This is a genomic window from Streptomyces sp. Qhu_M48, assembly GCF_051305195.1.
Lineage (GTDB): Bacteria > Actinomycetota > Actinomycetes > Streptomycetales > Streptomycetaceae > Streptomyces.
In genome coordinates, this window is the sequence record NZ_CP195432.1 from 3,646,264 (window position 1) to 3,669,074 (window position 22,811).

Sequence of the window (22,811 nt, forward strand, 5' to 3'; positions counted from 1 at the left end):
CCCCCGTGACCGAGCCCGCCCCGCACGAGCCCGCTCCCCACGACGCCGCACCGCACGAGCCCCTCCCGGACGCCACCACCCCGCTCGACGACACCCCGCTCGACGACCCGGTGCGGCAGCCCGTCCCCGTCTGGCGCCCGAACGCCCCGGCCGGCACCACCGGCCCCCGCGACGCCGCCGACCTCCCCTCCGACCTCCCCGGTCACCGGCGCGTCGCCACCGGTCTGCTCGACTCCGCGGGAACCCCGCTCGCCGTCCACCTCACAGGCCCCGGAGAGGAAGGCTGGGAGACCTCCGTCACCCCGGTCGACGACGGCGTGGCCCTCGTCGAGGTCAGGACGGCGGCGACGGCCACCGTCCGCGCCGAATGGCGGATCTCCTGCGTCGGGGCCACCGCCTACTGGACCCCGGACACCGACGCCTCCCGCTGGCTGCCCCCCTCGTGGGCCGCCCCCAGAACCGTCTCGCTCGCCCTGGGCGCCCCCGTCGCCAGCCTCGTCGGCGCCGACGACCGGGCCCTGTGCACCGCCGCCGCCGGGGAGACGGCGGCCCCCGTGCGCGTCGGCGCAGGTGTGGTGGAGGAGAGTGGCGAGTTCCTCTTCTCCGTCGAGCAGGACCTGACCCCGGACGGGCCGCCACTGCGGCTGCGCATCGACCTCAGCGGCCGGCACTTCGCCGCCACCCTGGACGCCGTCACCGCGTGGTGGGCCGAGGGCCTGCGCCACCCCGGCGTCGCCCCCACCGCGCGGACGCCCGCCTACTCCACCTGGTACAGCCTCCACCAGAACGTCGACCGTGCCGCCGTCGAACGCCAGGCCGCCCTCGCCGCGGCCGTGGGGTGCGGGAGCGTCATCGTCGACGACGGCTGGCAGACCACCGACCGCGCCCGCGGCTACGGCCACTGCGGCGACTGGGAGCCCAACCCGGAGGCCTTCCCCGACCTCGCGGGCCACGTCGCCGAGGTCCACCGGCTGGGCCTCGCCTACCTCCTGTGGTACGCCGTGCCGTTCATCGGCCGGCACAACGACGCCTGGGACCGCTTCAAGGACGTGATCCTGCGCGAGGAACCCCACCTGGACGCGGCCGTGCTCGACCCTCGGCACCCCGAGGTCCGCACGTATCTGATCGAGAAGATCTGCCGCGCCGTCGAGGAGTGGGACATGGACGGGGTGAAGCTCGACTTCCTCGACCGCTTCGCCGTCGCCGACCCGCCGCCCGCACCGCCCGGCGCCGACCACGCGACCGTCCACGAGGGGGTGCGCCGACTGCTCGCCGACCTCGACTCCCGGCTGCGCCGCACCCGCCCGGACGTGATCGTCGAACACCGTCAGCCGTACGTCGGCCCCGGGCTGTGGCCGTACGCCTCGATGGTCCGCGCCGTCGACTGCCCGCTGAGCCCCGCCGAGAACCGCCAGCGCACCGTGGACTGCCGGCTCACCGCGGGCCCGCTCGCCGTCCACGCCGACATGATCATGTGGCACGCGGCCGAGACCCCCGAGGCCGTCGCCGTCCATCTCGTCAACGCCCTGTTCTCGGTGCCGCAGATCTCCGTCGACCTCGCCGCGCAGACGCCCGACCAGCTGGCCGCCCTGCGCTTCTGGCTCGGTGTCTTCCGCCGGTACGCCGACGTCCTCCAGCTCGGCACCCTGGAACCCGCGCGGCCGGACCTCGGCTACCCGCTGGTCCGCGCCCGCGACCACGACACCACCGTGGTCGCGCGCTACGGGCCGTTCCCCGTCGCCCTCCCGGACCGGGACGGCGCGAACGGCCCGGCGACCCTGCTCGTCGCCAACGCGGACGGTGACCCCGAGGTGCTCCTGACAGCGGTGCGGCCGGAACGGGCCCACGTCCGTGTCCAGGACTGCCGTGGTGAGATCCTGTCCGAGACCGTGCTCGACGTCGTCGCAGGGGTGAACCCGGTGACCGTGCCGACCGGTGGCCTTCTCACCCTGACCCGCGAACGCTGACGACCGGGGGCTGGGGGAGGACGCCGGCCGCCCCCAGCCCGCCGACCACCGCCCGCGGAGGAGCGATGACCGCACGACAGGTGACCATCGAGGACGTCGCACGCACGGCCGGAGTCTCCCGGCAGACCGTCTCGAACGCGCTGAACGCCCCCCACCGGCTGCGTGCCACCACCCTCGCCCGGGTCACCGCCGCCATCGACGAACTCGGCTACCAGCCCGACCAGTCCGCCCGCAGCCTGCGCACGGGCACCCGCAGGGTGATCGGCTATCCGGCCCCCGCCGACAATCCCGCCGATCCCAACCCCTTGATGGGCGGCTTCCTCCAGGCGCTCGTGACCGCCGCCGACGCCGTCGGCCACCGCGTCCTGCTGTTCCGCTGCGACCCCCGGCAGGGCGCCGGAGCGGTGGCGAAGTCCTTCAACGGCCTGATCGCGGCCCGCCAGGTCGACGGCTTCGTCCTCTCCGACGTGGTCCACGACGATCCGCGTGTCGACGTGCTCACCGAGGCCGGGTTCCCCTTCGCCGCCTTCGGCCGCATCGCCCCCGGGCGTCCGCAGAACTGGGTCGACATCGATTCCGCCGCCGCCACCGCGGAGCTGGTCGGACGGCTGCTCGCCCAGGGCCACCGCCGGATCTGTTACGTCAACTCCGCCGCGCGCCTGCCCTGGCTCGCCGACCGCAGAGCCGGATTCCTCCACGCGGGGGCCGCCGCCCCGGACGGCGCCTTCGAGGTCGGCGTGCCCGACGACGACCCGGCCGCGCTCTCCCGGGCCCTGCGGCGACTGCTCGCCGGAGGTGACCCTCCGACGGCGCTGGTCTGCGCGAGCGACTGGCTCGCCCTGACCGCCTACCAGGCCGTCCGCGCGGCGGGTCTCACCGTCGGTGAGGACGTCGCCGTCACCGGCTTCAACGACCTGCCGCTCTGCACCCTGTTGCAGCCCGCGCTCACGAGCGTGCGCCTGCCCCTGGCGGCCATCGCCCACGCCCTCGTCGACCGGCTGGTCACCGCCGTCGAGGACCGGGCCGCCGCCCCGGGGAGCGGCCTGCTGCTCGCCGCGGAGCAGATCGTGCGCGACAGCACTCCGGAGAAGGGGGCCGTCGGGCGGGTGTGAACCCGTCAGGCGGTCGAAGTCCGGTCCACTTGGGGTGGTTTGCCCCTCCTTGCGGGAGGGGCGCGGTGTCCTCGGGGGAACTGGGGGTGCCAGAGGGGTTGTCAGTGCAATTTCACATTACTATGTTACAGCGCACACGGTGAGATGAACCGCGGTCATACGCCGTACGAACCACCGCAGTTGCTGTGCAGATCCCCGCCCCCACCCCCCTCAACAGCAGGAGTTCTGTTGTCCCTCCACAGACGTGTGCGCTCGTCCCTGCTCGCCTCCGCCATCGCCGTGACCCTCCTGGCCTCCGCCGGCCAGACCGCCGTCTCCGCCGCCGACGCCGAGGACCGGGCCGCACCGGCGGCCCCCGCGGCCGGCGCCGCCGGCCCGCAGGCCGGACCCGAGGCCAACCCGTTCGACGAGGTCGAGCACCTCGCCACCGCCCCCGCCAAGACCTTCGGACCGGCCCCGGCGCCGGGCGGCCTCGCCACCGGCCGCGTTCCCGGCAAGGCCAAGGCCAAGGCCGCCGCCACCCCGGCCACCGCGCGGACCCTCGCCGCGACCGCCGGCACCACCGCGGCGGGCGTGCCCTGCACGCTCGACGGCATCACCGGTCTCGCCCCCGAGCGGTTCGCGGACTTCCTCGCCGACCCCGCGGTCACCGCCGAGGGCTGTCTGAGCGGCCTCATCTGGACCTGGGACGCCCGCCTCGCCCCCGTGATGTCCGACGGCCACGTCCAGGCCGTCGCCCGTCGCATATCGAGCCTGGCCGCCGCCCACGACGGCCGGAACTCCTCCCATCTGGAGGAGATGTTCACGTACCTGCACGCCGTCGTGTACCACGACTTCTCGCGCGGCGAGATCGACACCACCGACGCGCCCACCGTGAACGCGATCACCCAGGCCGTCACCGCCTTCGGCAACGCCGCCCGCACCTTCGACGTCACCAAGAGCAACGCGAACACCCTCCGCGAGGCCCTCTACGCCGCGAGCGGCCCCGGCCTGCGCCACCACCAGCTGGGCCTGGTCAAGCGGGTCCTGGCCACCATGGGCCCGTCCCACCCCGCCACCCACCTCGACGCCGGCTGGGCCGGGGCCGCGCTCGCCGCGCTCTCGGTGAACTACCTCGGCGTCTACCCCGGCAACCAGGACACCGCCTTCCACGCGGCCGTCGCCGCCGACCCGGCGTACCGCGCCGCCTTCAAGGCCTTCGCGACCTACGGACACCTCAAGGGCACCGCCAACGCCTGGGTCGCCCGTGACGCCCTCGGCGAGTACGGCCGCTTCGGCCAGGTCGCGAGCGTGAAGACGGAGATCGTCGCCGGACTCGGCGGCCTCCTCGGGACGGTCGTGAGCACCTTCGGCAGCGGCAGCCAGCAGTGGGCCAAGGTCGTCGAGTGGCTCAACTTCTACGAGGCCTGCCGGCCGTACGGCGTGTGCAAGGACGACATCGAGCGGCAGATCTTCCCGTACACGTACACCTACGACAACGGGGCCATCAAGGTCCGCACCGGGCTCGACCGCGCCACCGTCGACCAGCTCTACTACGCGAGCAAGCAGGTCAAGGCGCACTTCCACCGGGTGCTCGGCACCGAGCAGCCGCTCGCGGGCGACCCCAACACCTCACTGAACATCGTGCTGTACGCCTCCCGCGCGGACTACGAGAACTACCATCCCGTCCTGACCGGCATGGACACCAACAACGGCGGCATCTACATCGAGCGCGGCGCCACCTTCTACACCTACCAGCGGCGCGTCCCGCAGGACTCCTCCCTCACGCTGGAAGAGCTCTTCCGCCACGAGTACACCCACTACCTCAACGGCCGGTACGCCGTCCACGGCTTCTTCGGCGAGGGCCCCTGGTACCAGAACGACCGCACCACGTTCATGGACGAGGGCACGGCCGAGTTCTTCGACGGAGCCACCCGCGACAACGGCATCGCCGTCCGCAAGTCCCTCGTCCGCGGCATCATCGGCGACACCGCGGGCGGCGGCCCCCGGATGAACCTGAACCAGATCCTCAACGCCACCTACGCCGGCGACGGCTTCCGCTTCTACAGCTACGCCGGCACCTTCTTCGAGTTCCTCTGGATCCAGAAGCCGTCGCTGCTCCGCGAGATGTACACGCACCTGCGGGCCAACGACGTCCAGGCGTACGACGCCTGGCGCAACCGGCTCGGCTCCGACGCCAACCTCCAGCGCGAATACGACCGTTTCCTCGACACCCAGATCGCCAAGGTCGACGAACTCCACGTCCCGAACACCACCTACACGCCCAACGCCCAGCTGCGCGACTCCGCGCTCGCGAACGTGAAGTCCGCCTTCGCCACCGCCACCTACAACACCCCCGACTGCGTCGAGAACGGCGACCCGGGCAAGCGCCGGTTCACCTGCACCGGCCGCATCACCGCGAACCTGTCCAACTGGGCCAGCGCCGACCAGAACTTCAAGGACATGTCCGAGACGGTCGACTACTTCATCCTCGACCGCGCGGGCGCCGCCTCGAACAACCTGGCCGACATGAACTGCTCCTTCGGCCCCGTCGAGATCTGGACCAACAAGGTCGCGGGCACGTCGAGCTTCAGCTGTGAGGGCCCCCTGCGCAGCTGACCCCTACCGTCCGGGCCGGCCCCACCCACGGGGGAGGGGCCGGCCCGGCTTCCGCCGCTCCCGGGGACCCCGTCCCCGGGAGCCTTCCCGCGCGTTCCCCCGAACCCGCCCACCGGAGGCCGTACGTCGTGAGCACCACCCCGCACTCCGTCCGCACCAGCGACTATCACGCCGCGGGCGAACCCTTCAGGATCGTCGACGAGGACCTCCCCCCGATCCCCGGCGACACCGTCGCCGAGCGCCGCGCCACCGCCCTCGGCCCCGGCGGCACGGACCCGCGCCCCGGACCCCTCGACGAGCTGCGCCGACTTCTCGTCCAGGAGCCCCGCGGGCACGCGGGCATGTACGGGGGCTTCGTCGTGCCGCCCGACGACGACGGCGCCCACCTCGGCGTGCTGTTCTGGCACAAGGACGGGTACTCCACCGCCTGTGGGCACGGCACGATGGCGCTCGGAGCCTGGGCCGTCGACACCGGACGCGTCCCGGCCCCGGCCGACGGGTCCGCCGCCGTCCGTATCGACGTGCCCTCGGGGCGCGTCACCGCCACCGTCCACCGCTCGGCCGGGCGCACCACCGGCGTCACCTTCCGCAACGTCCCGACCCGCGTGGCCGCGCGCAAGGTCCCGGTCACCACCTCCTTCGGCGCCGTCGAGGTCGACCTCGCCCACTCCGGCGCCTGCTACGCCTCCGTCGCCGCCGGCACCCTCGGCCTCGACACGTCCCCGGCCTCCCTCCCCGCGCTCCTCCGCGCCGGACAGGACATCCGTGCCGCGCTCGCCGGCCACCCGGCCACCCTGCACGCCGAGGACCCACGTCTCTCCGGGGTGTACGGCGTCGTCCTGTACGAAGAGCTGCCCGACACCCCCACCGGCCCCCGCCAGCGCAACGTCACCGTCTTCGCCGACGGACAGGTCGACCGCTCGCCCTGCGGCTCCGGCACCTCCGCACGCCTCGCCCTGCTCGGCGAGGACGGGCGCCTCGGCCCGGGGGACACCCTGACGCACGAGTCCGTGGCCGGCACCGTCTTCACCGGCCGTCTGCTCGACGGCGGAGTCACCGAGGTCACGGGCCCGGCGTACCGCACCGGCACCCACACCTTCCTCCTCGACCCCCACGACGACCTGGGGACGGGGTTCCTCCTGTGACCGGGCCGCTCCGGATCGACGCCACGACCACGGCGCGCCTGCTGGGCCCGGCGGCGGCGACCGACGTCCTCGCCGAGGTCCTGCGCGCCGGGCTCGACCCCGAGGCCGGACCGCCCCGCACCGCCGTGCCCGTTCCCGCCGGCGAACTCCTCCTCATGCCCGCGGCCACCGCCGCCCACGTCGGCGTGAAGATCGCCGGCGTGGCCCCCGGGAACCCGGCCCGCGGCCTGGCCCGCATCACCGGCTCCTACCTGCTGCTCGACGGCTCCGACCTGCGGCCGCTCGCCCTCCTCGACGGCGCGGCCCTCACCGAACTGCGCACCCCGGCCGTCTCCGCGCTCGCCGTCCGCCATCTCACCCCGGGCGACCGGCCGCTGCGCCTCGTCCTCTTCGGCACCGGACCCCAGGCGTACGGACATCTGGAGGCCGTCCTCGCCGTCCGCGAACTCGCCGAGGTGATCGTCGTCGGGCGCAACCCGGCCGGGGTACGCGCCCTCGCGGGGTACGCGCGGACGCTCGGCGCCCTCGCGCGCCCCGGCACACCCGACGACGTGGGCAAGGCCGACCTCGTCGTCTGCTGCACCACCGCCCGCACACCGCTCTTCGACGGAACCCTGGTGGCCCCCGGAGCCGCCGTCGTCGCGGTCGGCTCGCACGAGCCGACCGCCCGCGAGACGGACACCGCGCTCGTGGTCCGCTCCGAGGTCTACGTCGAGGCGCGCACCGCGGCCCTGCGCGAGGCCGGCGACCTGCTCGTCCCGACGGCCGAAGGGGCGATCGAGGAGGACCACATCGCGGGCAACCTCGCCGAGCTCGTGACCGGCGTCCGCACCCCGTCGGCCGAACGCCCCCGGTTCTTCAAGAGCGTGGGCATGGCCTGGGAGGACCTGGCCGTCGCCGTGGCCCTGTACCGGGCGGCCCTCGCCGGCTGAACGACGCCGAACGCCCCGGCCCCGCGCGCGCGGGACCGGGGCGTTCGGCGTGCCGTCAGCCGGTCTCGGGGAAGTGGCAGGCGACCTGTCGGGCCTCTCCCGGTGCGGCGATCCTCAGCGGCGGCGCCTCCGTCCGGCAGACCTCCCGCGCCTTGGGACAGCGCGGGTGGAAGGTGCAGCCGGGCGGGGGAGCGGCCGGGCTCGGCGGATCGCCGAGCAGGGTGATCCGCTCCCGGGCCCGTTCGGCCGCCGGGTCGGGCAGGGGTACGGCGGACAGCAGCGCCCGGGTGTACGGGTGCGCGGGCGCCGCGTACACCCGCTCCTTCACGCCGATCTCCACGATTCGCCCCAGGTACATCACGGCGACCCGGTCGCAGACCCGTCTGACGACCGAGAGGTCGTGGGCGATGAAGAGGTAGGCGAGGCCGAGTTCGCGCTGGAGCCGTTCCATGAGGTTGACGATCTGGGCCTGGACGGAGACGTCGAGCGCGGAGACGGGTTCGTCGGCGACGACGAGCCGGGGGCCGGTGGCCAGGGCGCGCGCGATCCCGATGCGCTGGGCCTGGCCGCCGGAGAACTCGTGCGGATAGCGGTCGACGTGCTCCGGGATGAGTCCGACGAGCTCCATCAGCTCCGCGGCCCGCTTGCGCGCCCCGGACGCCGAACTCCCCTGGACCAGCAGGGGGTCGGAGATGATCCGGGCCACGGTCTGCCGGGGGTTCAGGGAGGAGTGCGGGTCCTGGAACACCATCTGCAGGTCGCGGCGGAGCGGTTTCAGCTCCCGCTGCGACAGATGGCTGATGTCCCGCCCGTCGTACGTGACGGAACCGGAGGTCGGTTCGAGGAGCCGCACGATCATGCGGCCGGTGGTGGACTTGCCGCAGCCGGACTCGCCGACGAGGCCCAGGGTCTCGCCGGCGGCCACGTCGAAGCCGACGCCGTCCACGGCCCGGACCGGTGCCGAGCGGGCGCGCCGCCCGGGGAAGGTCATCGTCAGGTCCCGAACGGAGAGCAGGGGCACGGAGGTGCCGTCGGTGTCCGGGCACGACGTCGTGGTGGAGGTGGTCGTGGTCACGGGGCGACCCCTTCGTACGCGGGGAAGTGGCAGGCGGCCGGATGCCCGTCCGGGCCGCGGAGGAGCGGGCGCTCGCCCGCGCAGCGCGCCCGCTCCTCCGCGGAGCCGACGGCCGCGCGGGGGCAGCGGGGTGCGAACGCGCAGCCCGGCGCCGGTTCGAGCAGGGACGGCGGGCTGCCCGGTATCGCCCGCAGCGGGCCGTCGTCCCGGTCGTCGAGCCGGGGCAGCGAGTCGAGCAGGCCACGGGTGTAGGGATGGGCCGGGGAGGTGAAGAGGGCGTCCACCGGGGCGTGTTCGGCGGCCCGTCCGCCGTACATCACGAGGACCTCGTGGGCGACGCGGGCGACCACGCCCAGATCGTGGGTGATCATGACGACCGCGAGCCCGCGCTCCTGCTGGATCCGGGCGATCAGCTCCAGGATCTGGGCCTGGACGGTGACGTCCAGGGCGGTGGTGGGTTCGTCGGCGATGAGGAGGTCGGGTTCGCAGACCAGGGCCATCGCGATCATCACGCGCTGACGCATGCCGCCGGAGAACTGGTGGGGGTACTCGCGGACCCGGCGGCGCGGTTCGGGGATGCCGACCTCGCCGAGCGCCTCCACGGCCCGTTCGCGGGCGGCCGCGCGGCGGGAGCCGAAGTGGACCCGGTGGTGCTCGGCGATCTGTTCCCCGACGCTGTAGTACGGATGCAGGCTGGACAGCGGGTCCTGGAAGATCATGGCCATCCGCCGGCCGCGCAGCCCGTTGAGCTCGCGTTCGGGGAGACCGATCAGCTCGCGCCCGCCGAGGGTGACGGAGCCGGTGACCTCGGCGCCGGTGTGCAGGCCCATGACGGCGAGCGAGGTCACGGACTTGCCCGAGCCGGACTCGCCGACGAGGCCCAGGGTGCGCCCGGGCGGCACGTCGAAGGCGAGCGAGTCGACGGCCCGCACGGGCCCGTGGCGGGTGGGGAACGTGACCGTCAGGTCCCGTACCGAGAGGAGGGGGGCGGGGGCGGCCATCAGTACCTCACTCGCGGGTCGACGACGGCGTACAGCAGGTCGACGACCAGGTTGGCGACGACGATGAAGGTGGCGGCGAGCAGGGTGACCCCGAGGATGACCGGCTGGTCCCCGGTGGACAGGGCCCCGTAGAAGAGGCGTCCGATGCCGGGCAGTCCGAAGATGGACTCGGTGATCACGGCGCCCGCCAGCAGCCCGCCGAGGTCCATCCCGAAGATGGTCAGGATCGGGGTCACGCCCGCGCGCAGCCCGTGCTTGACCACGACCGTGCGGCGCGGCAGGCCCTTGGCGCGGGCGGTGCGGATGTACGGCTCCGCCATGCTCTCGATCATCGCGCCCCGGCTCTGCCGGGCGTACATCGCGGCGTACAGGACGGCGAGCGCCAGCCAGGGGAGCAGCAGGTTGACGGCCCAGGCGAGCGGGTCGGCGCCGAACGCCACGTACTGCGGGTAGGGCAGCAGTCCGGTGACCCGGATCAGCCCGAAGATCAGCAGTACCGACGTGAAGTAGACGGGCAGTGAGGCGGCGGCGACGGCGCCGACCATCAGGGCGCGGTCGGTGAGGGTGTCCTTGTGGAGGGCGGCGGTGACCCCCGCCGAGAGCCCGAGGAGCAGCCAGAGGGCGGCGGCCCCGAGGGCGAGCGAGGCGGAGACGGGCAGCCGGTCCACGAGCAGGTCCCAGACGTTCTGGCTGTTCTCGTACGAGTAGCCGAGGCACGGGAAGCCGCAGTGCAGGGCGTACTGGCCGCTGCCCATGGTGCGCCCGGTGAAGATGCCGGTGACGAAGTCGGTGAACTGCCGCCACAGCGGGGCGTCGAGGCCCATGTGGGCGCGGATCGCCTCCAGGCGTTCGGTGCTGCACGACTTGCCGCAGGCGGCGGCCGCCGGGTCGGAGGGGAGGACGTAGAAGATGGTGAAGGTGACGGCGGCGATGGCGACGAGGACGCCGAGCACGCCCAGGAGCCGGCGGCCGAGGTAGAGGATCACGTGCCGCTGCCTCTCGGGTCGAGGATGTCGCGCAGCGCGTCGCCGAGGAGGGTGAACGCGAGCACGGTGAGGAAGAGACAGAGGCTCGGGACGAGGAAGTACATGGGATCCGTGTCGTAGTAGGCCACGCTCTCGGCGATCATCTGGCCCCAGGACGGGGTGGGTGGCCGGACGCCCACGCCGAGGTAGCTGAGGGCGGCCTCGGTGGCGATCATCCCGGGGACGATCAGCGTCGTGTACGCGATGACCGGCCCGGCGACCCCCGGCAGGATGTCGCGGGCGAGGATCCGCCAGGGGCCCGAGCCGCCGACGCGGGCGGCGTCGACGTACTCGCGGTGCTTGAGGGAGAGGGTCTGCCCGCGGACGACCCGGGCGATGCCGGGCCAGCCGAAGAGACCGATGACGGCCGTCATCAGGACGATCCGGTTGACGTCCCGGGCCACCGACATCATCGCGATCATGAAGATGAGGGAGGGGAAGGACATGGTGAGGTCCATCAGCCGGGACAGCACCGTGTCGGTGCGGCCGCCGAAGTAGCCGGCGGCGATGCCGGCCGCCGTCCCGGCGACGACGACGATCGCCGTCGCCGAGAAGGCGATGAGCAGGGAGACCTGGGCCCCGTGCACGACCCTGGCGAACAGGTCGCGGCCGGTGACGGGTTCGACGCCGAGCCAGTGCTCGGCCGAGACGCCGCCGAGCGGTCCGATGGGCAGGCCGCCCAGGTACGGGTCGACGGCGCTCTTGTCGAACTCCTCGGGGCCCCAGCCGCCCAGCGAGCTGATCAGCGGGGCGGCCACGGTCATGAGCGCGAAGAAGGCGACGACGGCGAGCGACAGCTTCACGGAGGTGCGGCGGCGCAGCTCCGCGCGGACGAGCTGCCACGGACCGCCGCCCGTTCGCGCGGGCGGCGCCGTGGGCGTGGTGGTGGACGTGGTGGTCATCGGGGCGGCTTCCTTCAGCTCGCGCTCTTCGCGGGGTCCTTGAGGCCGACCGTCGCGTAGTCGATCTGTCCGCCGAAGGAGGTGTGGCCGTAGGCGCCGGCGATGTTGGTGCCGATCAGCAGGGGCTTGCGCTCGACGACGCCGGGCGCGGTCGGGGCCTTGGCGAGGATCTGGGCGTCGAGCTCCTGCCACGCCTTGTTCGCCCGCCGGGCGTCGGTCATCGCGGCGATCTCGTCCATGCGCTTCATCGTGGCGTCGTCACGGAAGAGAGAGTGGTTGCCGGAGTTGCCCTTCTCCTTGATGTAGCGGCCGTCGAAGACGAAGGGGAGGAAGGTCGAGCCGGAGGGGAAGTCCGGACACCAGCCGGTGTACGTGAGGTCCGTGCGGTTCTTGGTGTCGCCGATCGTGTCGTAGAAGGCGGACGGGTCGACGGTCTCGATGGTGACCTTGATCCCGGCACGGCCCAGGGACTGCTGGATCGCCTCGCCGATGGCCTTGTCGCCGGTGGAGACGGTGATGCTGGTGGTGATGCCGTCGGCCTTGCCCGCCTCCTTCAGGAGCTGCTTGGCCTTCTCGACGTCGCCGGTGAGCGGGATCCTCAGCGTGTCGGGCTGCTTGCCGCCGAAGAGGGAGCCGGGCATGAGCGCGCTGGCGGGGTCGTTGAGCGCGGGACCGCCGGAGGCGGTGAGAAGGGCCTCGCGGTCCAGGGCGTACTGCACGGCCCGGCGGACCCTGACGTCGTCGAACGGCGCGCGGCCGGTGTGCATCTGCACCATCTCGGTGCAGTTGGTCGACTCGGCGAGGAGGCGCGCCCTGACGCCGGGCTCGGTGAGCACCTTGGGGGTGGACTCGGGGCGGAGCGAGGCCCAGGCCACCGCGGAGGCGTCGGGGCCGGTGGAGGCGATGAGGCGGTCGTCGACCTGGTTGGCCTTGAGGCCCATCGTGACGACGATCCGGTCCGGGTACGCCTTGCGGACGGTGTCCGTGGAGGCGCTCCAGTGGGTGTTGCGCACGAGGACGATCTGCTTGTCCCGGGCGTACGTCTCGATCTTGTACGGCCCGGAGGAGAAGGGCCGGTTGTCGTACCGCGGTCCCTGGTCCCGGGACTTGGGGACGGGGCTGAAGGTCGGCAGCGTGGTCGCGTAGGAGAACTCGGCGAAGGGCTTGCGGAGTTCGAAGACGATCGTGCGCTCGTCCGGGGTCTTCACGGAGTCGAGGTGCCCACCCTGCGCCGGGCCCTTGTAGCCCTCGGCGCCGACGAGGTAGCGGGCGGCGTAGTCGGGGCCGCCGGGCAGGTCCGGGGAGAAGGACCGCTCCACGTTGTACTTGACGTCCTGGGCGGTGATCGGGGTGCCGTCCTCGTACTTCAGCCCCGGCTTGAGCCTGAAGGTCCAGGTCCTGGCGCCGTTGGAGGAGACGCCGAGGTCCTCGGCCAGGTCGGTGGTGAGCTCCCCGCCCTTCGCGCCCGGTTCGGCCTTGTACGTGAGGAGGGTGCGGTAGAGCAGCCGCGTGCCGAAGTCCATGTCGCCCATCACCCAGTTGCGGGCCGGGTCGAGGTGGGTGAAGTCCTGGTTGGACAGGATGGTGAGGGTGCCGCCCTTCTGCGGGGTGCCGCCGACGACCGCGCCGTTGTTGGAGATCGCGGGGTTCTCGCGGTCCCGGGTGGAGCTGTCGGACGTCGTGCCGCCGGCACAGCCGGTCGCGCCGAGGGCCAGGGTCGTCACCAGGGCGGTGGCCAGGGTGCGCGTGCGCTTGTTCATGAAGGTCACTCCGAGAGAGCGGTCGGACAGCCAGGGCTGGAATGTGACCTGTAACATAGTAATGTGAAATTGCACTGACAAGGTGTCGTGGCCTCCGTTACGCATCCGTGTCCGGGCGGCGCCAGGTGGGCCTCCCGTCGACTGGAATGCTCCGCTTCGGGGTCTTGGCAAGGTTCAGTGCCATGTGAAATATTACTGCTGTGCCCACGAGAAAACCCTCGGACCTCATCGTCGTCGGCGCCGGCGTCGTCGGCGCGGCCTGTGCCCACTACGCCGCCCTCGCCGGCCTCACCGTCACCGTCGTCGACCGTGGTTCCGTCTCCGGCGGAACCACGGGCGCCGGGGAGGGCAACCTCCTGGTCTCCGACAAGGAACCGGGACCCGAGCTCGAACTCGCCCTGCTCTCCACCTCGTTGTGGCGGGAACTCGCCGAAGAGCTCCAGGAGCGGGTCGAGTACGAAGCCAAGGGCGGCCTCGTCGTCGCGGCGGACGAGGCCGGGATGGGAGCCCTGCGGGAGTTCGCGGCCCGTCAGGAGAAGGCGGGCGTCACCGCCCAAGAGGTACCGGGGGACCGGCTCCACGACCTGGAGCCCCACCTCGCCCACGGCCTGGCGGGCGGCTACCGCTACCCCCAGGACGCCCAGGTGATGCCCGCCCACGCCGCCGCCCACCTGCTGCGCACCGGCGGCGACCGCGTCAGGCCGCGCCTGGGGGAGGAGGTCGTCGGCCTGCTCACCGGCGCGTCCGGAGAGATCCGCGGCGTACGGACCACCGCGGGGGAACTCCACGCCCCGTACGTCGTCAACGCCGCCGGAACCTGGGGCGGCGCCCTCGCCGGACTCGCCGGCGTGCACCTGCCCGTCCTGCCCCGCAGGGGCTTCGTCCTCGTCACCGAACCGCTGCCCCGCGTGGTCCGCCACAAGGTGTACGCCGCCGACTACGTGGCCGACGTGGCCAGCGGCTCCGCGGCCCTGCAGACCTCGGCGGTCGTCGAGGGCACCCCGGCCGGGCCCGTCCTGATCGGCGCCAGCCGCGAACGGGTCGGCTTCGACCGGAGCCTCTCCACCGAGGTGCTGCGCCGCCTCGCGGCCGGAGCCACCGCCCTGTTCCCGGCCCTCGCCGCCGTGCGCGCCATGCGGACCTACCTCGGATTCCGCCCCTACCTGCCGGACCACCTGCCCGCGATCGGTCCCGACCCGCGCGTCCCCGGACTGCTGCACGCCTGCGGACACGAAGGCGCGGGCATCGGGCTCGCACCGGCGACCGGGCGGATCATCGCGGCCTGCCTGACCGGCGACCGGCCGCCCCTCGACATCGATCCGTTCCGTCCGGACCGGTTCGCCGCCCCCGAGAGCCCCACCGCCCCCGGAAGCCCCGCCGCGTCCGAGCGCTGAGGCGCGCCCGTACCGTCAGCGTCCCCGTCACCGTCACGAGAGGAGGGCCCGTGGCCCGCACCCCCGCCGACCTGGTCGGCGCACAGCCCGATCCGCCGTTCGAGATCACCTTCGACGGCCGGAGCGTCAGCGCCCTGCCCGGACAGACCGTCGCCGCCGCCCTGTGGGGCGCCGGCATCCTCGCCTGGCGCACCACCCGGGACGGTGGCCGGCCGCGCGGTGTCTTCTGCGGCATCGGCCAGTGCTACGACTGCCTGGCCACCGTCAACGGCGAACCCAACCGCCGTGCCTGTCTGGTCCCCGCCCGGCCCGGCGACGCGATCACCACCCAGGAAGGACACGGCCATGGCCGCCTCGCCGTCTGAGCCGGACGGAGCGCGCGCGGCGGGCGAGCCGTACGACCTCGCCGTCGTGGGCGCCGGCTCCGCCGGGCTCGCCGGCGCCGTCGCCGCCTCCGAACTCGGCCTCTCCGTGGCGTTGCTGGACTCCTCCGCCCACTCCGGCGGGCAGTTCTACCGGCATCCGGCGCCCGCGCTCGGAGCCGTACGGCCCGAGGCCCTTCATCACGACTGGTCCGCCTTCTCCGATCTGCGCCGTCGCCTGGCGGCGAGCGGCATCACCCGTCTCTCCGGGCACCACGTGTGGTCGGTGGTACGCGAAGCGGACGGGACCTGGGCGGTGCACGCGGTCACCGGCGCCGACGGAACCGCCGAACGGCCCGCCCTGGTCCGGGCCCGGACCCTGCTGCTCGCCACGGGTGCGTACGAGCGCCAACTGCCCTTCCCCGGCTGGACCCTGCCCGGCGTCGTCGGCGCCGGGGGAGCGCAGGCCATGCTCAAGTCCGGGCTCGTGCTCCCCGGGCGCCGCATCGTCGTGGCCGGCAGCGGCCCCCTCCTGCTCGCCGTCGCCTCCTCGCTCGCGGCGGCGGGGGCGAAGGTGCCCGCCGTGGTCGAGGCAGCCGGCTATCTGCGGTACGCCCGCAGCCCCCGCGCGCTCGTCACCAACCCCGCGAAGGCGGCCGAGGCCCTGACACACGGGGCCGCACTGCTCCGGCACCGCGTGCGGGTGCTGCCGGGCAGCGCGGTCACCGAGGTGCACGGCACCGACCGGGTGGCGGCCGTCACCGTCACCCGGCTCGACCGTGACTGGCGGCCCGTGCCCGGGACGGGCCGCCGGATCGCCTGCGACGCGCTGGCCGTCGGGCACGGCCTCGTCCCCCAGATCGAGCTGGCCACCGCCCTCGGCTGCGCCACCCGTCCGCTGCCGGACGGGACCCTGGGGCTCGCCGTGGACGGCGACCAGGAGACCTCGGTACCCGGACTGTGGGCGGCGGGCGAGACCGGTGGCGTGGGAGGCGCCGGACTCGCCCGGACCGAAGGGGAGCTGGCGGGACGCGCGATCGCCGCCCGGCTGCGGGGCCGCCGGGCGGAGTCCACCGGCGGGACCGGCGGGCTGCGCCGCCGCCGGGACCGTATGCGCGCCTTCGCCGACGTGATGGCGGCGGCCCACGCGCCCGGCCCCGGGTGGCCCGGGTGGCTGGACGACGACACGGACGTGTGCCGCTGCGAGGAGGTGACCGCGGGGCGGGTGCGCGAGGCGGCCGCCGACCTCGGTGCCCACGACGCGCGGACGGTCAAACTCCTCACGCGGGCCGGCATGGGCTGGTGCCAGGGGCGGATGTGCGGGACGGCGGTGGCATGCCTCGCGGCGCGCGGCGGCCCCGCCGAACCGCCCGCCGAACGGCGTCCGTTCGCCGTGCCCGTCCCCCTGGGGACGCTCGCCGCGCTCGGCGATCCGGTCGACCCGAGCGGCGAGCGGCACCAGGACGCCCCCTAGAGCGGGGCCGACGGGGAGAAGGCCACGCCACGGCAGCTCCCTTTACGCAACTATAAAATGTCACATTCTACAGAAAGGTCCGTCGCCATGACCGACACCACCTGGAACACCACCCGCCCCTGGCGCGGCATCATGGTCGCCACCACCCTGCCCTTCCGGGACGACCTGAGCGTCGACCACGACGCCTACGCCGAGCACGTCGCCTGGCTCCTCGCCAACGGCTGCGACGGCGTCGTGCCGAACGGCTCCCTCGGCGAGTACCAGACCCTCACCGACGAGGAGCGCGCCCAGGTCGTCCGTACCGCCGTCGAAGCCGCCGGCGACGGCGCCCGCGTCATGCCCGGCGTCGCCGCCTACGGCAGCGCCGAGTCCCGCCGCTGGGCCGAGCAGGCCGCCGAGGCCGGCTGCGGCTCCGTCCTCCTCCTGCCGCCCAACACCTACCGCGCCGACGAGAGGGCCGTCCGCGCCCACTACACCGAGGTGGCGGGCGTCGGCATCCCGGTCGTCGCGTACAACAACCCCGTCGACACCAAGGTCGACCTCACCCCCGGCCTGCTGGCCCGCCTGCACGCCGACGGCAGCATCGTCGCCGTCAAGGAGTTCAGCGGAGACGTCCGCCGCGCCTACGAGATCGCCGAACTCGCCCCGGAGCTCGACCTGCTGATCGGCGCGGACGACGTCCTTCTGGAGCTCGCCGTCGCCGGTGCGGTCGGCTGGATCGCCGGCTACCCCAACGCCCTCCCCGTGAGCTGCTCCGAGCTCTACCAGGCCGCGGTCGCGGGAGACCTCGCCACCGCCGTGCCGCTGTACAGGTCCCTGCACTCCCTGCTCCGCTGGGACTCCAAGACGGAGTTCGTCCAGTCCATCAAGCTCTCCATGGACATCGCGGGCCGCCGGGGCGGCCCGACCCGTCCGCCCCGGCACCCGCTCACCGGAGCGATCGAGAGCGGCGTACGCACCGCCACCGAGAAGGCCGTCGCCGACGGCCACCGCTGACCACACCCGCGCGAGCCCGCACCGAGCCGGCCGCGCACGCGAGCCCCCACCGAGGCAGCCGCGCGCGAGGCCGCGCGCGGCGGGAGACCAGGGCCGGCCTCGGCGTCGCCCCCCCCGGTCCACCGCCCCGGGCGTCGCCCCCGTCCACCGCCCCGCGCGTCGGGCTCCTGTCCACCGCCCGCGCGTCGGCCTCCGCGCCGTATCTCCCGACCCGTACGACCCCTTACCCGGAGGCTTCCTCCTGTGACCGACGCCCTTCCCACCGTCACCTCCCGCAACCCGGCCGACCCGGCCGACGTCATCCTGCGGATCCCCGCGCCCGGCGCCTTCGCGGCCGTCGACACCGTCGAACGCGCCCGGGCCGCCCAGCCCGGCTGGCTCCTCGGCGGAGCCGCCGCCCGTTCGGCGGGCCTCGGTGCGATCGCCTCCGGCATCGAGGCCGCGGCCGAGGAACTGGCCGCGCTCGCCGTGCGCGAGGTCGGCAAGCCGCTTGCCGAGGCCCGGGCCGAGGTGGCCCGCACCGCGGCGATCTGGCGGTACTACGCCCAGGCCCCGTTCGAGGCCACCGGCGCCGTCCACGAGACCGCGGCGGGGCCCGGACTGCTGCTCACCCGGCGGCGACCCCACGGCGTGGCCGGACTGATCACCCCCTGGAACTTCCCCTTCGCCATCCCGACCTGGAAGGCGGCCCCGGCCCTCGCGGCGGGGAACACCGTCGTCCTCAAGCCCGCCCCCGAGGCCACGGCGTGCGCCCGGCGGCTGGCGGAGATCGTACGGCGGGAGCTGCCGGAGGCGGTGTTCACCGTGCTGCCCGGTGGGGCGACCGAGGGCAACGCGCTCGTCTCCGCCGCCGACGTCGTCTCCTTCACCGGCTCCACCCCCGTCGGACGGGCGGTGGTCCGTGCCGCGACCGCCCGGGGCATCCCCGTCCAGGCCGAGATGGGCGGGCTCAACGCCGCGCTCGTCCTGCCCGACGCGGACATCGGGCAGGCGGCCGCGCACATCGCCGCCTCCGTCGCGGGGTACGCGGGCCAGAAGTGCACCGCCACCAGCCGCGTCGTCGCGGTCGGCACCGCGCTCGACCCCTTGCGTGAGGCGCTCTCCGAAGCCCTGCGGGCCGTCCCCGTCGGCGATCCCGCGGATCCGGCCACCGTGTGCGGGCCGCTCATCCACGAGAGCGCCCGCGACAAGGTGGCCGACGCCTGCCAGGGGCTCTCCGTCCTCGCGGGCGGCACGGTGCCCGACCGGCCCGGCTGGTACGCGGCCCCGACCCTGGTCGAGAAGGTCGCCCCGGGGCATCCGCTCCTGCGTGAGGAGGTCTTCGGGCCGGTCGCGTCCCTGCTGGCCGCCGACGACCTCGCGCACGCGATCCGGATCACCAACTCCGTACCGTACGGCCTCGTCACCTCGGTGCACACGGCCGACCTGAACGCGGCCCTGAACGGCCTCGACCTGCTCGACACCGGGATGATCCGGATCAACGCCCCGTCCACCGGTGTCGACTTCCACCTGCCGTTCGGCGGCGCCAAACAGTCCGGCCACGGGCCCCGCGAGCAGGGCCGGGCGGCCCTGGAGTTCTACACCTCCGGCCGGACGTACACCCTGGCACCGGCGGGTGCCGCGACGTGACATCGTACGGTGGTGATGTCAACCGGACCGAAGGGATCACCACCGTCATGGGGCACCTGACCCACCGCGACCTCAACGCCTCCCGGGAACGGCTCCGCGACCAGGTCGCCCATGCCCTGCGCGCCGCCCTGATCTCCGGAGAGCTGCGTCCCGGGGTGGTGTACTCCGCGCCGACCCTCGCCGAGGACTTCGGCATCTCCGCCACCCCCGTCCGCGAGGCGATGCTCGACCTGGCCCGAGAGGGACTCGTCGAGCCCGTGCGCAACAAGGGGTTCCGGGTCACCGAGGTCGACGAGCGCGACCTCGACCAGTACACCGAGATCCGTGCCCTCATCGAGATCCCGACGGTCGGCAGGGTCACCGGGATCGCGTCCCGCGAGGACCTGGAGGCGCTCCGCCCGGTCGCCGAGGAGATCGTGCGCGCGGCCCGCGAGCACGACCTGATCGGCTACCTGGAGGCCGACCGGCTGTTCCACCTCACGCTGCTCGGCCTCGCCGGCAACGAACGGCTCGTCGAGACCGTCGGCGACCTGCGCAAGCGGTCGCGCCTGTACGGCCTCACCGCCCTGGACCGGAGCGGCGATCTCGTCCCGTCGGCGGAGGAGCACCTGGAACTGCTCGACCTGATGATCGCCGGCGACGCCGAGGGCGCCGAGCAGTGCATGACGCGGCACCTGGGCCATGTCCGCTCCCTGTGGGCCGAGGGCAAGCGGGAGCGGTAGCGCCGGACTACGGAGGGGGGCGGGTTTCCTTCGGTGGACGGACGACGGCCGCGCATCGATGCAATGTCACATCCGACCGGCCTTTCCGTGGCCGTGGAGGGAACCCGTCAACCCCGCGTACGCGACCGTCGACCACACCTTCACCGTCCGTCCTCCTGGACCCCGGCGACCCCGGCGACCCCGGCGGTCCTGGCGGTCCCCCCAGCTCGGGAGCCGCTATACGATCATGAGAAGGCCCTGGGGAGGGGCCGGTCCGACGACGGGGACGGGGAGCGGCGAGCAGTGCGCACGGGTGGGGAGAAGGATGGATCGTCCGTGCCGGACGACGTCTGGGAGCAGTTCCTGCGGGACTCCGTGGACGGGGTGCCGGACGCGCCGAAGGAGCCGTCGGCGCGGGCCCGGACGGTGGCGGGACGGCTGGGTGACCAACCTGCCGGGGAACAGGGCTGGCGTACGTACACACCGCCCCCGCCCCGGCGGGGGAAGGGCTGGTACGTGGTCGGGCTGCTCGCCGCGGTGGCCCTGCTGGTGGCGGCCTTCGACCCGTGGGACATGATCGGCTCCTCCGGCGGGGAGGGGCGGCCGGGGCCGCCGCTCGCCCAGGAGTCGGGGCGGCCGACCCAGGCGCCGCCCGTGGAGCCGGGCGGACGCCCCACGCTCGACGACCCGTTCAAGGGCTCACCCGCGGCCCGTTGGGCCGACGGTACGGCCGGGATCACGGTCCCGGCCGCCCAGGCGACCGGCTGGATGGACAAGGCGCAGGTGGCACGGTCCCTGCGGAAGAGCCGCGACTTCCTCGCCGCGGCCGGCCTCGACCCGGCCGTGCTGCGCGGTGAACGCCCCACCCGGGCCATCGCCCTGATCAACCCGCACCAGCCGGACATGAAGACGTATCTGACGGCCGCGTTCCGCACGCCGAGTGCGGAGAACGACCCGCTGCTCCTCTTCAGCCGGTTCGATGCCTCCCACGCGCGCGTGGTCGGCGACGTCGTGAAGACCCGGGGCCGCCTCACGTACCGGGAAGGTGAGCGCGGCGCCCTGGAGGTGACCGCCGACGTCACCTCCGTGTATCCGGTGGTCCGGGCGGAGGCGGGCAGCGACGAGGTAGTGCGCACCGTCGTGCGGCGCGAGGTGGTGATGAGCTGGGACGACCCTTCGAAGATCATCACCGAGCCCGGAACCTTCTCGCTCGTCTCGTACAAGGTCGACATGACCAACGGCGGCTGCGACGACCACAGCGGCTACTTCCTCCCGGAGTTCGGTGCGGAACGCGGCGCCGACCGCTCGACCGGCGGGGAGACCGTCGACCCGTACGACCGCAGCACGCCGATCTCCGAGGGCGTGGGGAGCGCCGACGGCGGGTGCGGGACGGCGACGCGCTCGTAGCCGTTCCCCGTCCCGCCGGATACCGCACTCCGTTCCGATTCCCGGCCGCCGTTCCATGGTCACGCGCGCGCGTGACGGGCACGATGGGGGGCACCACGCGGAGCGCTCCGAGGGCTCCGACAGGTGGCCGACAGGAACCGGAAGGGACGAGTCCTCCCATGCCCCAGCAGTACGGCGACTACCAGCACGAGATCTACTTCGACGGACTCTCCGGTGTCCTTCCGACACTGCCGATGACCTTCGCCGAACTGGAGACGAAGGCGAGGGCGGCGCTCCCGCCCTCGCTGTGGTCGTACGTGGCGGGCGGCGCGGGTGACGAGCACACCCAGGAGGCCAACGCCACGGCCTTCCGCTCCTGGGGACTCGTACCGCGCATGATGGTCGGCGCCGACCGGCGTGACCTGTCGGTCGACCTGTTCGGACTGAAGCTGCCGTCCCCGCTGTTCATGGCGCCCGTCGGGGTCATCGGGCTCTGCGCCCAGGACGGGCACGGCGACCTGGCGACCGCCCGCGCCGCCGCCCGCACCGGCGTGCCCATGATCGCCTCCACGCTCACCGTCGACCCGATGGAGCAGGTCGCCGCCGAGTTCGGAGACACGCCGGGCTTCTTCCAGCTCTACACCCCCACCGACCGCGACCTCGCGGAGAGCCTCGTGCACCGGGCCGAGGCGGCCGGGTTCCGGGGCATCGTCGTCACGCTCGACACCTGGATCACCGGCTGGCGACCGCGCGACCTCGCCACCAGCAACTTCCCCCAGCTGCGCGGCCACGCGCTCGCGAACTACACCTCCGACCCCGTCTTCCGCGCCCGCCTCGCCAAGGCCCCCGAGGAGGATCCGCGCGCGGCCGTCCTGGAGTGGGCCGGTGTCTTCGGCAAGCCGCTCGTCTGGGACGACCTGGCCTGGCTCCGCTCGCTCACCGACCTGCCGATCGTCCTCAAGGGCATCTGCCACCCCGAGGACGTCCGCCGGGCCAGGGACGGCGGGGTCGACGGCGTCTACTGCTCCAACCACGGCGGCCGTCAGGCCAACGGCGGGCTGCCCGCCCTCGACGCGCTGCCCGGCGTGGTCGCCGCCGCCGACGGTCTCCCGGTCCTCTTCGACTCGGGGGTCCGCTCCGGGGCCGATGTCGTCAAGGCGCTCGCCCTGGGCGCGACGGCGGTGGGCGTCGGCCGCCCGTACGCGTACGGGCTGGCCCTCGGGGGCACGGACGGCGTCGTCCACGTGCTGCGCTCCCTCCTCGCCGAGGCCGACCTGATCATGGCCGTCGACGGCTACCCCACCCTCGCCGACCTCCGCGAGGAGGGCGCCCTGCGCGCCGTCCGCACCTAG

Annotated in this window: 18 protein-coding genes; 13 read left to right on the plus strand and 5 right to left on the minus strand. The window is 73.6% G+C overall.

The window, feature by feature from the left end; translation table 11 throughout:
* The first annotated feature begins 5 nt into the window (after positions 1–5).
* The 5 genes from ACRRSS_RS16675 (at position 6) to ACRRSS_RS16695 (ending at position 7,754) form a co-directional block, all read left to right on the plus strand.
* Positions 6–1,967: a glycoside hydrolase family 36 protein gene (locus tag ACRRSS_RS16675; protein ID WP_435971926.1), complete on the plus strand. Its 1,962-nt coding sequence runs from the start codon at positions 6–8 to the stop codon at positions 1,965–1,967.
* A 65-nt stretch (positions 1,968–2,032) separates the two neighbouring features.
* Positions 2,033–3,079: a LacI family DNA-binding transcriptional regulator gene (locus ACRRSS_RS16680; protein ID WP_435971927.1), complete on the plus strand. Its 1,047-nt coding sequence runs from the start codon at positions 2,033–2,035 to the stop codon at positions 3,077–3,079.
* Positions 3,080–3,307: 228 nt separating this feature from the next.
* A complete protein-coding gene (locus ACRRSS_RS16685; protein WP_435971928.1) occupies positions 3,308–5,677 on the plus strand; it encodes a collagenase in 2,370 nt (789 codons plus the stop codon).
* A 128-nt stretch (positions 5,678–5,805) separates the two neighbouring features.
* Positions 5,806–6,822 carry a proline racemase family protein gene (locus tag ACRRSS_RS16690; RefSeq protein ID WP_435971929.1) on the plus strand — a complete coding sequence of 339 codons (1,017 nt, stop codon included), beginning with the start codon at positions 5,806–5,808 and terminating at the stop codon, positions 6,820–6,822.
* Complete coding sequence (locus tag ACRRSS_RS16695; RefSeq protein ID WP_435971930.1) at positions 6,819–7,754, plus strand: ornithine cyclodeaminase family protein; 936 nt, start codon at positions 6,819–6,821, stop codon at positions 7,752–7,754. Before ACRRSS_RS16690 ends, ACRRSS_RS16695 begins: the two co-directional genes overlap by 4 nt.
* A 55-nt stretch (positions 7,755–7,809) precedes the next feature.
* Here the strand turns inward: ACRRSS_RS16695 and ACRRSS_RS16700 are convergent, their stop codons facing one another.
* From ACRRSS_RS16700 to ACRRSS_RS16720, 5 genes are all read right to left on the minus strand, one after another.
* On the minus strand, positions 7,810–8,745 hold the full coding sequence (locus ACRRSS_RS16700) for an ABC transporter ATP-binding protein (RefSeq protein WP_435975348.1): 936 nt from the start codon (positions 8,743–8,745) through the stop codon (positions 7,810–7,812).
* An 80-nt stretch (positions 8,746–8,825) separates the two neighbouring features.
* Complete coding sequence (locus tag ACRRSS_RS16705) at positions 8,826–9,830, minus strand: ABC transporter ATP-binding protein (RefSeq protein WP_435971931.1); 1,005 nt, start codon at positions 9,828–9,830, stop codon at positions 8,826–8,828.
* Positions 9,830–10,816 carry an ABC transporter permease gene (locus ACRRSS_RS16710; RefSeq protein WP_435971932.1) on the minus strand — a complete coding sequence of 329 codons (987 nt, stop codon included), beginning with the start codon at positions 10,814–10,816 and terminating at the stop codon, positions 9,830–9,832. Before ACRRSS_RS16710 ends, ACRRSS_RS16705 begins: the two co-directional genes overlap by 1 nt.
* Positions 10,813–11,757, minus strand: a complete 945-nt coding sequence (locus tag ACRRSS_RS16715) for an ABC transporter permease (protein ID WP_435971933.1) — start codon at positions 11,755–11,757, stop codon at positions 10,813–10,815. Before ACRRSS_RS16715 ends, ACRRSS_RS16710 begins: the two co-directional genes overlap by 4 nt.
* Positions 11,758–11,771: 14 nt before the next feature.
* Positions 11,772–13,517 carry an ABC transporter substrate-binding protein gene (locus ACRRSS_RS16720; protein ID WP_435971934.1) on the minus strand — a complete coding sequence of 582 codons (1,746 nt, stop codon included), beginning with the start codon at positions 13,515–13,517 and terminating at the stop codon, positions 11,772–11,774.
* 200 nt (positions 13,518–13,717) lie between these two features.
* Between ACRRSS_RS16720 and ACRRSS_RS16725 the strand changes: the two genes are divergently transcribed.
* The 8 genes from ACRRSS_RS16725 to ACRRSS_RS16760 all read left to right on the plus strand — a co-directional run bounded on the left by ACRRSS_RS16725 (position 13,718) and on the right by ACRRSS_RS16760 (position 22,811).
* The gene (locus ACRRSS_RS16725; RefSeq protein WP_435971935.1) at positions 13,718–14,911 is read left to right on the plus strand and encodes an NAD(P)/FAD-dependent oxidoreductase; all 1,194 of its coding nucleotides are present in this window, start codon (positions 13,718–13,720) and stop codon (positions 14,909–14,911) included.
* 50 nt (positions 14,912–14,961) lie between these two features.
* On the plus strand, positions 14,962–15,276 hold the full coding sequence (locus ACRRSS_RS16730; RefSeq protein ID WP_435971936.1) for a (2Fe-2S)-binding protein: 315 nt from the start codon (positions 14,962–14,964) through the stop codon (positions 15,274–15,276).
* A complete protein-coding gene (locus ACRRSS_RS16735; protein ID WP_435971937.1) occupies positions 15,257–16,747 on the plus strand; it encodes an NAD(P)/FAD-dependent oxidoreductase in 1,491 nt (496 codons plus the stop codon). Before ACRRSS_RS16730 ends, ACRRSS_RS16735 begins: the two co-directional genes overlap by 20 nt.
* A gap of 87 nt (positions 16,748–16,834) precedes the next feature.
* A complete protein-coding gene (locus ACRRSS_RS16740; RefSeq protein WP_435971938.1) occupies positions 16,835–17,743 on the plus strand; it encodes a dihydrodipicolinate synthase family protein in 909 nt (302 codons plus the stop codon).
* A gap of 243 nt (positions 17,744–17,986) precedes the next feature.
* Complete coding sequence (locus tag ACRRSS_RS16745) at positions 17,987–19,372, plus strand: aldehyde dehydrogenase family protein (protein ID WP_435971939.1); 1,386 nt, start codon at positions 17,987–17,989, stop codon at positions 19,370–19,372.
* A gap of 47 nt (positions 19,373–19,419) precedes the next feature.
* Positions 19,420–20,094, plus strand: coding sequence for a GntR family transcriptional regulator (locus ACRRSS_RS16750; protein WP_435971940.1), 675 nt, complete (start codon positions 19,420–19,422; stop codon positions 20,092–20,094).
* A gap of 315 nt (positions 20,095–20,409) precedes the next feature.
* Entirely contained in the window at positions 20,410–21,480 is a 1,071-nt protein-coding gene (locus ACRRSS_RS16755; protein ID WP_435971941.1) for a hypothetical protein, read from the plus strand.
* 158 nt (positions 21,481–21,638) lie between these two features.
* Positions 21,639–22,811, plus strand: coding sequence for an alpha-hydroxy-acid oxidizing protein (locus ACRRSS_RS16760; protein WP_435971942.1), 1,173 nt, complete (start codon positions 21,639–21,641; stop codon positions 22,809–22,811).